This is a genomic window from Streptomyces sp. NPDC037288 (genome assembly GCF_055603265.1).
In genome coordinates this window covers 1-11,167 of sequence record NZ_JBVJVY010000089.1, presented here as the reverse complement: position 1 = coordinate 11,167, position 11,167 = coordinate 1, and the positions used below count along the sequence as shown (strand labels likewise).

Here is an 11,167-nt window from a genome sequence, read left to right as displayed (position 1 = left end):
AATCACCACGCCAACGACGAGGGGCCCTGCCTCGTCACCACCCCCGCTGACCAGCCCATTTCACCCTCCAGCACAGGATGAAAGAGGTTCATTCACGGCTGTGCTGTTTGGTACTGCCGTTGGTGGTGCCGGATCCCGGAGAGGCGATAGCGGCCTTGTGTCTGTCGGGTCACCTCGTGGGGCGTTCCGTCGGTGGGCAGGGAGTAGGTGTGCAGGTGGCGGTAGGTGTCGTAGTCGATCGGCTGGCGCCGGGCGATGTGCGCGCGGTGGGCTTCGGTGCGTAGGTGGGCGCGGTAGCGGGGAGTGATGGTGCCGGTGAAGAATTCGGCGACGCTGCCTGAGCCGTAGCTGAAGAATCCGATGGAGTCGCCGCCGAGATCGGTGTCGCTGTCGAGAAGAGAGGTGAGAGCCAGGTACATGGAGGCGGTGTAGCTGTTGCCGATCACCTGGTTGTAGGTGGTGGTGGGGCCGATCGCGTCGTCGGTGGTGTGAGGAGCCGTGATGCTTGCGGCTTGCTGGAGTCGTCGATGGGCTTTGTGTGCCATGCGGGTGAAGGGCTGGTGGTAGCAGACCGTGCGGAGCTTTTCGAAGGGCAGGCCGCCACGCGTCTGGTAGTCGTGCCAGGCGCCGTCCACGGCTGTCAGGTAGGCGTCGCTCGATGCTTTGCCGTCGACGAGGGCGGTGGTGCGGTAGTTGGGGCGCCAGAAGTCCATGCCGTCACGGGTGAACAGCCCGGAGGGGGTATGGAGTTCGACGAGGTCGGGTGCGGCGGTGATGAGCATGGCCGCGGCGGCGGCTCCTTGCGTGGCTTCGCCGGGGCTGTCGACGTCGTAGCGGGCAATGTCGCTGGCCAGGACGAGGACCTGTTGGGCAGGGTCGCAGCGCACCAGGGCGCAGGCGAGCTGGAGTGCGGCGGTGGCGCCGTAGCAGGCTTGCTTGAGTTCGACGACGCGGATGTGTGGGGGCAGGCCGAGCAGGGAGTGGACGTAGATGCCGGCGGCCTTGGACTGGTCGATGCCGGTTTCGGTGGCGAAGAGGATGGTGCGGATTCTGCCGCCGCCGTGGCGTTCGATGATCGGCGTGGCCGCGTCGGCGGCCATGGTGACGATGTCCTCGTCCTCGGTGGGGATGCTCATGGCCGTCTGCCCGATGCCGTGGTGGTACTTGGCCACGGGCGCGCCGGTGTGCCGGGCGAGTTCTTCGTGGGTGAGGCAGAGGCTGGTGGTAGCGAAGGTGAGGTCGTGGATACCGACGGTCACCTGGGTCGGATCAGTGGCCATGGGGTGCTCCGTTGAGGCGTTCGAGTCGGGTGTGAGCGTGCATGAGTTCGCCGGGGTTGGTCTGGGCGGCCATCAGGGAGAGCTCCCCGCACAGGACGGTGGCCGCGGCCAGTGCGGCCAGGCGGCGGGCATTGTCTCCGATGGGACGTTCGGCACGGCAGCCGAGTCGTGCGAGGGCGTCCTCGACTGCAGGCAGGTCCTTGCCGTTGCCGACGGTGCCGACGATCAGGTTGGGCAAGGTGCAGGAGAAGTACAGGTCGCCGTCGCGATCGTCCGCGTAGGTGATGCCTTGGGAGCCTTCGACGATGTTGGCGGCGTCCTGCCCGGTGGCCAGGTAGAAGGCCAGCAGCATGTTGGCGTAGTGGGCGTTTGCCGAGCGGATGCCGCCGGCCAGCAGGGTGCCCACCAGGTTCTTGGTTACATTGAGGTGGGCGATCTTCGCGGCGGTGGTGCGCAGCCGGTCGGCCACGGTCTGGCGGGGGATGAGGATTTCGGCGGTGACGTTCTTGCCGCGGCCGAGGATGCCGTTGACGGCGGTGGCCTTCTTGTCGGTGCAGTAGTTGGCGGAGATCGATCCGTAGCTGACGTTCGGAATGTGGGCCAGCAGATGGGTCAGGAGGGCGTCGGCGGCGAGGGTGGCCATGTTGTGGCCGGAGGCGTCACCCGTGGCGAACTCAAAGCGTATGTACAGCAGGGGGCCGACGATCTCGTGGCGTACGGCGAGGAGTTCGGCGAAGCGGCTGGTGGTGCGGGTGAGGACGCGCAGTTCTTCGAGGCGGTCGTCCAGGGCGCGTGCCGCGACGTGGGCGGCCTGGGCGTCGGTGGCCTCGAGGAGGATGGAGCGGGTCATGCGTTCGTCGATGAGGGTGGCCCGGATGCCGCCGTCGATCAGGCGGGAGATGCGGGCGCCGCGGGCGACCGAGGGCCACAGTGGGGATTCGTAGGTGGCCAAAGGGACGTGGGTTTCGTCTGTGGCTGCATTGCCGCTGATCCGGAGGGGGCCCACCCAGCGTGTGGGAACGGGGGTAATGCTGTCCGGCACGGCTTTGGCGGGGGCTTTGCTGGTGGGTATGGTCTGGGTGGTCATCGGCTGTTTTCCTTGGGCTGAGGCAACAGGATCCCGCGTTGGTCGCAGAACTCGCGCAGGGCGCCGGTGATGTGTAGGTCGGCGTCGGCGAGGTCGGCGGGGCTGGGGGCGCCGAGGAGGGTCATCAGCGCGGTCAGCTGGTCGATCCAAGAGGTGAGTTGGTCGATGAGGGTGGCGAGCCCGTCGTTGACGAGGGTGGCCAGGAAGGGGCCCGAGGCGCCGGCCGCGTGGGCGCCGAGTGCGAGGGCGCGGGCCACGTCGAGGGGGTGGCGTACTCCGCCGGAGGCGAGCAGCGGGAGCCCTTTGTCCTGGGCGTCCAGGAGGGCTGCGGGCGTGCTCAGGCCCCAGCCTTCGAGGTAGTCGTAGTCGGCGCGCGGGCGGCGGCCGTTCTCGATGCGGGCGAAGTCCGTGCCGCCGCGGCCGGCCACGTCGGCGGCGGCCACGCCGAGGCGGGCGAGCTGCGCGACAGTGCGGCCGCTGAGACCGAAGCCGACTTCCTTGACGATGACCGGCACGTCGACGGCCGTTGCAATGGCTTCGATGGCGGCGGGCCAGTGCCCGAAGGACCGGTCGCCCTCGGGCATCACGATCTCCTGGACGGTGTTGAGGTGGATCTGCAGGGCGTTGGCGTCGAGGAGTCCGATGGCGCGGCGGGCCTGCTCAGGTGTGGCGTTCGCGTTGATGTTGGCCATCACGAACCCGTCCGGGTGCTGTGCGCGCACCGGTGCGAAGGTGTCAGCACATGTGGGATCCTTCAGGAAGGGGCTCATCGAGCCGGTGGCGATGGGCAGGCCCGTCTCGCGTGCGGCGATGGCCAGATCGCGGTTGATTTCCCCGGTGTTGGGGCTGCCGCCGGTCATGGCATTGATGTACAGCGGCACGGGCCACGTCCAGCCGGCGAACGATGTCCGCAGGCTCACCTGGCCGCGGTCGATGCCAGCCAGGGCGTGGTGCATGAAGCGGATGTCGTCGAAGGCGCCGGCCCGTTGGGCTGGGGCGTGCTGAGCGGTCTGGGAGGTGTGGTGCTGGGCCACGGCCAGGCGGACGTGGTCGTCCTTGCGCGTCGCGGTCATGAGACGGTCCTTGTGATCTGTGCGGCAGGGGTGGGCAGCGCGCTGGCGAGGCGCGGTCCGATGCGGGAGGGCGGTCCGCCGGGCTGTGGTGTTGCGGTACGCAGGCCCAGGGGGGTGATGCCGGCGGCGGCCCAGCGGCGGTGGAGGTCGTCGGAGTGGGCGGTATGTGGCAGGACGGCGATACCGCCGTCCCCGCCGCCCGCGCCGGACGGCTTGGCCGCCCCGCCCACGGCCCTGGCCGCGTCGCACAGTGCGGTAAGCGCGGGGGTGAAGATGCCGAGAGCGGTCTGCTGGTCAAGGCTGTGCAGCAGGCTGCGGGCCGCGTCGACGGCAGTTCGGACGGCAGCGGCATCGTCGCGGTCGAGAGCGTCGGTCAAGGCGTCGGTCAACTGCGCGCTGCGGGCGCAGAAACGGCGGTGGGTAGCGCTTTGCCACCACGCGGTCTGCTGGAGCTGACCGATCTTCGCCGTGGTGGAGGAGGGGTGGCCGGTCCACCCGTAGTGCAGGGACACGGCGGACGGGGGTGTCACCGTGCGAAGCGACAGACCAGGCCAACAGGCACGCAGGGCCGCGATGATGCCACCGGTGTGCATGAGGTGGCGTAGGGCCTGGCGGTCGGGGGGGCTGTAGCGGATCCAGCCGCCCCAGGTGCCGGCGGCCAGATCCGCGCCCGACGCGCGGGCGTCGAGGGTGATCGAGGCGAGCAGAGCAAGGCGAAAGCGCATCTCGGCACTCAGGGACGTGCCGGTGAAGTCGGTGACTGCGTGGATGGCGGCGACGGTGACCGCACCGCTGGAGCCCAGGCCCATCTTGGTGGCGTTCTCGTGCAGGTCCGAGCGTACGGTCAGCCGCAGCGGCACGGGTTCCAGACCCGACTCGGCACGGAGCTCGTCGGCGGTCTTGACGACGGCGACCAGATGGGCGAGCAATCCGCGCACAAGGCCCACGTCGTGCGGCCGATGCGGTTGCAGTCCGTGGCGGCTTCGGTGCAGTGCCACGGGATGGTCTACGAGGTCGGTGATCAGCTCGACGTCCGCGTGGTGAGCCGGTGCCGCGGTGACGGTGACGTAGCGGTCGACGGCGGCGATGAGGGCCGGCTGGCCGGGGGTGAGGACGGCGTACTCGCCGGAGATCAGCAGTTTGCCTGGGGCCCGGCGGGTGACCGGCGCCTTCATGTGGGCACCCCCGTTGTCACCGTGGCGTCGGGCCCGGAGCGGGCGACGAGCGTGCGGCAGCCGGTGACCTCGCCGAGTTCGGCGGCGATGCGCGATGCGTCCGAGACCGGGCACAGGACTTTCACGTTGGGGCCGGCATCCATCGTCGACCACGTCTGCTCGCCCCGCTCCCGCATCCGGCGTACGTGGTCGAGGACGTGGCGGGAGGCGTGGGTGCGGTAAGTGACGGGCGGGATCGCGGTCTCCATCGTGGCGTGCATGCCCAGTGCGTTGCGCTCGGCGATCGCCCCCACGGCGGGCAGGTCACCCGTGGCCAGTGCTGCGCGCATCGCGAGGACATCGGCGCGGCTGGAGGCAAGCCAGCCGGGAAACAGTGGGGAGGTGGCCACGGTGCGGCGCATCGCTTCGCGGCTGGAGACGGACTTGGGCCCGGTCTGCAGGAGCACCGCGACCATCGCCAGATCCAGACGGGCATCGTGCAGGGGCTCGGCGTATGAGGCGAGGTCGGCGTCAGCGGCATCGGGAGGGCCCGCGTGCCACAGCACGAAGCCGCCGAAGACGGAGCGGGCGGCCGACCCGGAGCCGCGGCGGGCCAGCCGGGAGAGCTCGGTGGGGTCCCGGTCGATCTCGTAGGCGCGGGCCCCGGCCAGGGCGAGTGCGGCGAAGCCAGCAGCCGAGGAAGCGAGGCCGGCCCCCACCGGTACCGTGTTGCGGGTGTCGACGCGAGCCGGCTCATGCCTGCGCGCATGGGCACGCAGGACGTCTAGGAAACCGGTGACGCGGCGCAGCACCTCGCCGGTGGCCGGTCGCCCGTCGACGACGATGACGTCCTGCGCGCCGCCGGGGAGCAGTTGGACGCTGGTTGTGGTGGGGAAGACGTCGAGGGTCAGGGACAGGCTGTCGGCCAGCGGCACGATGAGGTGCTCATCGCGTTTCCCCCAGTACTTGACCAGGGCAATGTTGGGGTGGGCGACCGCTGTCGCCGTGGGTGCGGCCCTCATGCGGACCTCCCCGGCTTGATGGGGGCCGTCCAGGTCTGCGCCGCGCCGTTCTCGTCGAGCCGGGCGGCCAGGACGCTGGCCGCGGCGGCAGTGTCGGTGAGTGCGATGACGCAGCCACCTAGCCCCCCGCCGGTCATCTTGGCGCCGAGAGCGCCGTGGGCCAGGGCGATGTCCACCAGGGCGTTCACGCAGCCGGTGCTCAGCTGTAGGTCCGCCAACAGGGTATGGCAGTCGGTGAGCTGCCGGCCGAGCACCTCCAGCTGGCCCTGCTTGAGGGCCCGCAGCGCCCGGCCGGTCAGGGACGTCGATCGGGCCAGGAACTCCTCGCGACGCAGGGCGTGTTCATCGAAGGCCGCGCCCAGCATGGCGACGGCTTGTTTGGTGTGGCCGGGGCTGCCGCTGTCGGCGACGACGATCCACGCCCCAGCAGCGACCGGGGGCGTGCTGGGGTGCCTGTCCGACAGCAGCACAGGCCGGGTGCTGCCAGTGGCCAGTGCATCGATGCCCGAGGCGCGGCCGTGCGCCGCGCTCTCGGAGATCTGGACGTAGTCGAAGACCTCCGCAGCACTCAGGTCCAGTTCCAGCAGCTGTCCGAGAGCGTATGTCAGGGCGCGGGCAACGGCGGCGCTTGAGCCCAAGCCCCGGCCGTAAGGGATGTCGCTCTCCACCTGTACTTCCATTGCGGGAATGTCGAACCTACGGGCCCGGCGCAGCGCGGTGTCAATCAGCAGACACAGCCCGGGCGGCAGCACGCCGTCCGCCGAGGGCACAGCGCCATGCGCCGGGATCGTGAAAGGCGTGTAGCAGCCCAGGCCGTCGGCGGGCTCGGCATTGACGGCGACGGTGACCGTGCAGGACAGGGCGGGCAGCGGCACGGCCACCGCGGGCGCTCCGTAGACAACGGCATGCTCACCCAGCAAGATCACCTTGCCATGGGCGCGCCCTGCTCCGGAAGGCCGGCCCGTGTCGTACGGCCGGGGAGTAAGGGGCACCCGCCCGGTGCCGAGAGCTCCCGGCTGCTGCGGGGTCACGGCTGCGGCGCCTGGTGAGAAGGGCAGGGGCACTGCCGTGCGGTGCGTGCGACAGCAACGCCCACAGTGCCGCAGGCGGTGCCGGCACAGCGGACACCAAGGAAGATGTCCCGGATGATCTCGGCACAGGGGTGCAGACCGGCAAGATGCTTGACGGTGGGCGGGCAGTGGGGGGAGCAGGTCATGGCACGGTCTCCTTTCCAGGGTCGGGTCTCTCCCGAGGACGGCACGACTGTCTTTCTGCGAGTCAGACGGGCGGGGGCGCGTGGGGCAGCCCTGCGGAGCCTGCGCTGGTTCACACAGCAGCGGCGATCTCGGCGCACCGCGCCACCGTGGCACCGTCCGCGTTGAGGAGGTCTTCGTCGACGGGACGGCCCACTTCGTTCTCGATCTTCTGGGCGATTTCGGTGATCTGCAGCGAGTCCAGGCCCAGGTCTTCCAGCAGGCGTTGCTCGGGCTGAATGGCGTCGACGGGCTGCTCGGCCACGATGGCGACGATGCGCAGTACCCGGGTGAGAGTGCTCAGGTCCGTGTTCACGATTCCTCCAAGGGCTATGACGTGGCTTGCTGATGGGGATGTCGAGCAAGGGGCCGTGCCGGTCAGGGACACAGCACGACTTGGGCGGCGTAGGTCAGTCCGGCCCCGAAACCGAAGAGCAGTACCGGATCGCCGCTGTGTACCCGTCCGGCCTGGCGCAGTGCGTGGAAGGCCAGCGGGACGGAGGCGCCGCAGGTGTTGCCGGCGTCCGTCAGGTCGGTTGCGGTGACAAGGCCGGGGGCGCCGATGTGCCGGGCGAGGGTGTCGATGATGCGCAGGTTGGCCTGGTGCGGCACGAACGCCTTCAGGTTGGCGGGGGCGATGCCGGCACGCCGACAGGCCTCATCGATCACGGACTGCAGGGCGCTGGTGGCCCAGCGGAACACCTTGCGGCCGGCCATCTCCATATGTCCGCTCTCGGCCGAGATCGCGATCAGCTCGGCCTGATCACCGTCACTGCCCCAGGCCACGGGAAAGATCGCAGGCCGGTCGCCGGGCAGGACCAGCGCGGCGGCCGCGCCATCGGCGAAGATCGGCCCCGTGTTGCGGTCCCCCTCATCCACCCAGTCGCTCATCCGCTCCGAGCCGACCACCAACACCCCGCCAGCCGTGCCCGCCCGCACCAGCGCGTCGGCCACCACCAGGCCATGGCTGAAACCGGAGCACGCGGCATTCAAGTCGAAGCCCGCCGCCGGCCAGCAGCCGATGCCCGCCGCAACGGAGGCCGCCCCGTTGGGCATCGGGGACGGCATCGAACAGGTCGCCAGGATCACCACGTCAACGTCGTCGGCACTCGCCCCCGCGTCCGCCAGAGCCTTGCTGCCGGCCTCCACGGCCATGGACACCACGCTCTCACCAGCGCCGGCGCGCCGGCGCTCGCGCACACCCACCCGCTGCGCGATCCAGTCAGCATCCACTCCTGCTGCGGTGGCCGCCTCCTCATTGGAGACCACAGAACTGGGCCGGTATACGCCCAGGCCCGCGATACGAGCACCCGCCGCTAGCTTGCCGCCGGACGCCACGGCGGCCATCAAATGGGCCGCGGTCACCGGTACTTCCTGGAGATCGAGTCGCTCCCCGCCGTACGGTGCGGCCGGAAGTCGTCGTACAGCCCAATCACCTGACTGGCTCATGATGGAACCTTCCTCTTCAACTGCTGCGCTGGGTGATCAGGTGGGCCAGGGCGGTGAGATCCGCCAGCGCGCGCTCGGCCGGGTCGGCGGCGTGCAACTCACGAAAGGCCAGGTCAAGTTCGTGTGCGGCCGCCTGGCGTGCGAGGCGTCGTCCGCCCGCACGCTCCACCAGACCGGCCGCCTCCCGTACCTGTTCCTCGTCCAGCGGCCCGGCCTGCGCGTACAGCGCGGCGAGCCGGTCTCCGGCCGCCGTGCGCGAGCCGATCGCGGCGAGCACCGGATGCGTCTTCTTGCGCGACGACAGATCGCTGCCGACCGGCTTGCCGGTCACTGCAGGGTCGCCGAAGATGCCGAGCAGGTCGTCGGTGATCTGGAAGGCCACTCCCAGTCGGCGGCCGAAACGGGCCAGGCGCCTGGCCCGTTCCTCGTCCGCGCCGCCGGCCAGCGCGCCGAGCGCGCAAGCGGCGCCTATCAGGGCTCCGGTCTTGCCCGCGGCCATCGCTGTGTACTCAGCCACCGTCACGTCGCCGCGCCGCTCGAAGGCTGTGTCCATCGCCTCGCCCTCTATCAATTCCAGTACAGCGGCAGCGAGTACGGACACGGAGTGGCCCGCATCCTTCGGGCGGCTGTCGGCCAGGACCCGCAGCGCCTGGGTGAGTAGCGCGTCCCCGCCAAGGAGGGCTGCAGGAATGCCGAATGCCGCCCACAGCGCGGGCTGGTGGCGGCGCAACTCGTCGCCGTCGATGATGTCGTCGTGGATGAGGGAGAAGTTGTGGACCAGCTCGATGGCGACGGCCGCGCCGAGCGCGTCCTCGCGGGCGCCGCCCACGGCTTCGGCGCAGCCGAAGGCGAGCGCCGACCGGACGGCTTTTCCGGGCGCGGGTCCCGCCACCGGGCGCCCATGCTCATCACGCCATCCCAGGTGGTAGCCGGCCAGCGCGGCCATCGAGGTGGGCATCCGCGCCGCCCACTCACGCAGGGCAGGTACGACCGACTCCTGGGCGCGTACGAGCAGATGGCGGCCAGTGTCACCGGCCAGCGGGGTCGGCAGAACGGATGCGGGCATGGCAGGTCCTCACCATGGGGGAACGGAACGGCACCAGAGATTTAGTCAAAAGCCTGCACGGCGTGGCAGCCGCCGCCGGTGCGGGCATATCTCCATGGAGCACCCACCAGCAGGTCGTTGGGAACACGCCTCATTGATTCGTGCGTGAACCCGCTGAACGCTTGCGCGTTTGCGTATCCGGCGCACGGTTGCGTCCAGGGAAGTGGTGTACGGGTTCGACCTGATCCGGGGGTTTGCTCCGGCATCGGGATGGGGCCCGCATAGATGAACGGCCACCGGCTGATCTTCGAAGTGTCGAAGCCTCGAAGGAGATCAGCACGATGACCGCACCTGACAGTCTGCCCCTGCACGCCCTCGCCGAGGACAACCTCGCCGCGGCGAGTCCCGATCTGCTGCGCGCGATGGTCAAGACGTTCGCCGACGCCCTCATGTCCGCCGAGGTCGACACCCTCTGCAACGCCGAATACGGCCAGGTCAGTGAGGAACGCGTCAACCACCGCAACGGCTACCGCCCACGCGAGTGGGACACGAGGGCCGGCACCGCCGAACTCGCCGTCCCCAAGCTGAGGCAGGGCAGCTACTTCCCGCACTGGCTGCTGGAGCGACGCCGGCGGGCCGAGCAGGCCCTCATCTCGGTGGCCGCCACCGCCTACCTGCTCGGCGTCTCCACCCGCAGAGTCGAGAAGCTCGCCGAGTCCCTCGGCGTCACCCAACTGTCGAAGTCCCAGGTCAGCGCGATGGCCAAGCACCTCGACGAGCAGGTCACCGCGTTCCGCAACCGGCCCCTCGACACCGGCCCGTATGCGTTTGTCTGGGTGGATGCGCTGACCCAGAAGGTCCGCGAGGGCGGCCGCATCATCAACGTCCACGCGCTGATCGCGGTCGGCGTCAACGCCGACGGGCACCGCGAGATCCTCGGCATCGACGTCGCCACCGCCGAGGACGGCGCCGGCTGGCTCGCCTTCCTGCGCTCCCTGACCGCCCGCGGCCTGTCCGGCGTCCAGTTGGTCATCTCCGACGCCCACACCGGCCTGGTGAACGCGATCGGCGCGGTCCTGCCCGGTGCTTCCTGGCAGCGACGCCGCACGCATCTCGCCCGGAATTTGCTGAGCCAGGTGCCGAAGTCTGCCCAGCCGTGGGGGGCCACGCTGCTGCGGACGGTCTTCGAACAGCCCGATGCCGACGCCGTCCAGGCCCAGATGCGACATGTGCTGGACGCGCTGGAGGCCAAGTTCCCGAAAGCAGCAGCCCACTTGGACGCCGCCCAGCACGACCTGCTGGCTTTCACCGCGTTCCCGCGCGAGATCTGGCGGCAGATCTGGTCGAACAACCCGCAGGAGCGGCTGAACAAGGAGATCCGCCGCCGCACGGACGTGGTCGGGATCTTCCCCGACCGCACCGCCCTCATCCGGCTCGTCGGCGCGGTGCTGGCCGAGCAGAACGACGAGTGGACCGAGGGCCGCCGCTACATGGGACTCGACCTACTCGCCAAGGCCCGACTCCACCCGATCGAGTCAGAAACCGACGACACCGTCCTCCCGACCGAACTCACCGCATAACCTCAACAAAGAGATCACCGAGTGGCCGTCAATACACCACTCCAGCGGACGTGACCCCGCGCACCGCCACCGGCGGGAGGGGTTGTCGCGAACAGCTTGCTGGCCGCCCTCCTCGCGGAAGCGGACTGGACGGGAAGTAAGCTGGCCCGCACGGTCAATGCCCTGGGCATGGCACAGGGCTTGCGCCTGCGCTACGACCGCACCTCAGTAGCCCACTGGGTCCA

General features: G+C 69.8%; 10 protein-coding genes. 1 reads left to right on the top strand and 9 read right to left on the bottom strand.

From position 1 onward, the window contains the following. Positions 1-92: 92 nt before the first annotated feature. The 9 genes from ACZ7GZ_RS40555 to ACZ7GZ_RS40515 form a co-directional block, all read right to left on the bottom strand. Positions 93-1,280, bottom strand: coding sequence for a hydroxymethylglutaryl-CoA synthase (locus ACZ7GZ_RS40555; RefSeq protein ID WP_471032500.1), 1,188 nt, complete (start codon positions 1,278-1,280; stop codon positions 93-95). Further along, the gene (locus ACZ7GZ_RS40550; protein WP_471032499.1) at positions 1,270-2,367 is read right to left on the bottom strand and encodes a hydroxymethylglutaryl-CoA reductase; all 1,098 of its coding nucleotides are present in this window, start codon (positions 2,365-2,367) and stop codon (positions 1,270-1,272) included. Before ACZ7GZ_RS40550 ends, ACZ7GZ_RS40555 begins: the two co-directional genes overlap by 11 nt. After that, the gene (fni, locus tag ACZ7GZ_RS40545; protein ID WP_471032497.1) at positions 2,364-3,440 is read right to left on the bottom strand and encodes a type 2 isopentenyl-diphosphate Delta-isomerase; all 1,077 of its coding nucleotides are present in this window, start codon (positions 3,438-3,440) and stop codon (positions 2,364-2,366) included. Before fni ends, ACZ7GZ_RS40550 begins: the two co-directional genes overlap by 4 nt. After that, the gene (locus ACZ7GZ_RS40540; RefSeq protein WP_471032496.1) at positions 3,437-4,615 is read right to left on the bottom strand and encodes a phosphomevalonate kinase; all 1,179 of its coding nucleotides are present in this window, start codon (positions 4,613-4,615) and stop codon (positions 3,437-3,439) included. The genes fni and ACZ7GZ_RS40540 overlap by 4 nt, the downstream gene beginning before the upstream one ends. Next, positions 4,612-5,616, bottom strand: coding sequence for a diphosphomevalonate decarboxylase (gene mvaD / locus ACZ7GZ_RS40535; RefSeq protein ID WP_471032494.1), 1,005 nt, complete (start codon positions 5,614-5,616; stop codon positions 4,612-4,614). Before mvaD ends, ACZ7GZ_RS40540 begins: the two co-directional genes overlap by 4 nt. Continuing rightward, positions 5,613-6,542, bottom strand: coding sequence for a mevalonate kinase (gene mvk, locus ACZ7GZ_RS40530; protein WP_471032503.1), 930 nt, complete (start codon positions 6,540-6,542; stop codon positions 5,613-5,615). Before mvk ends, mvaD begins: the two co-directional genes overlap by 4 nt. 400 nt (positions 6,543-6,942) lie before the next feature. Next, positions 6,943-7,185: an acyl carrier protein gene (locus ACZ7GZ_RS40525; RefSeq protein ID WP_471032493.1), complete on the bottom strand. Its 243-nt coding sequence runs from the start codon at positions 7,183-7,185 to the stop codon at positions 6,943-6,945. Between the two features lie 62 nt (positions 7,186-7,247). Next, positions 7,248-8,234, bottom strand: a complete 987-nt coding sequence (locus ACZ7GZ_RS40520; protein WP_471032491.1) for a beta-ketoacyl-ACP synthase 3 — start codon at positions 8,232-8,234, stop codon at positions 7,248-7,250. 100 nt (positions 8,235-8,334) lie between these two features. Continuing rightward, positions 8,335-9,384: a polyprenyl synthetase family protein gene (locus ACZ7GZ_RS40515; RefSeq protein WP_471032489.1), complete on the bottom strand. Its 1,050-nt coding sequence runs from the start codon at positions 9,382-9,384 to the stop codon at positions 8,335-8,337. A 320-nt stretch (positions 9,385-9,704) separates the two neighbouring features. On the opposite strand from ACZ7GZ_RS40515, the gene ACZ7GZ_RS40510 reads away from it, so the two are divergent. Further along, positions 9,705-10,943 (top strand): IS256 family transposase, encoded by a 1,239-nt coding sequence (locus ACZ7GZ_RS40510; protein WP_471032487.1) that lies wholly within the window; start codon positions 9,705-9,707, stop codon positions 10,941-10,943. Positions 10,944-11,167 lie beyond the last annotated feature (224 nt).

Coding starts and splice junctions, on each gene's coding strand:
- ACZ7GZ_RS40550 (WP_471032499.1), bottom strand. CDS start 2,367: ATGACCACCCAGACCATACCCACCAGCAAAGCCCCCGCCAAAGCCGTG.
- mvaD (WP_471032494.1), bottom strand. CDS start 5,616: ATGAGGGCCGCACCCACGGCGACAGCGGTCGCCCACCCCAACATTGCC.
- ACZ7GZ_RS40510 (WP_471032487.1), top strand. CDS start 9,705: ATGACCGCACCTGACAGTCTGCCCCTGCACGCCCTCGCCGAGGACAAC.
- ACZ7GZ_RS40540 (WP_471032496.1), bottom strand. CDS start 4,615: ATGAAGGCGCCGGTCACCCGCCGGGCCCCAGGCAAACTGCTGATCTCC.
- ACZ7GZ_RS40555 (WP_471032500.1), bottom strand. CDS start 1,280: ATGGCCACTGATCCGACCCAGGTGACCGTCGGTATCCACGACCTCACC.
- ACZ7GZ_RS40515 (WP_471032489.1), bottom strand. CDS start 9,384: ATGCCCGCATCCGTTCTGCCGACCCCGCTGGCCGGTGACACTGGCCGC.
- fni (WP_471032497.1), bottom strand. CDS start 3,440: ATGACCGCGACGCGCAAGGACGACCACGTCCGCCTGGCCGTGGCCCAG.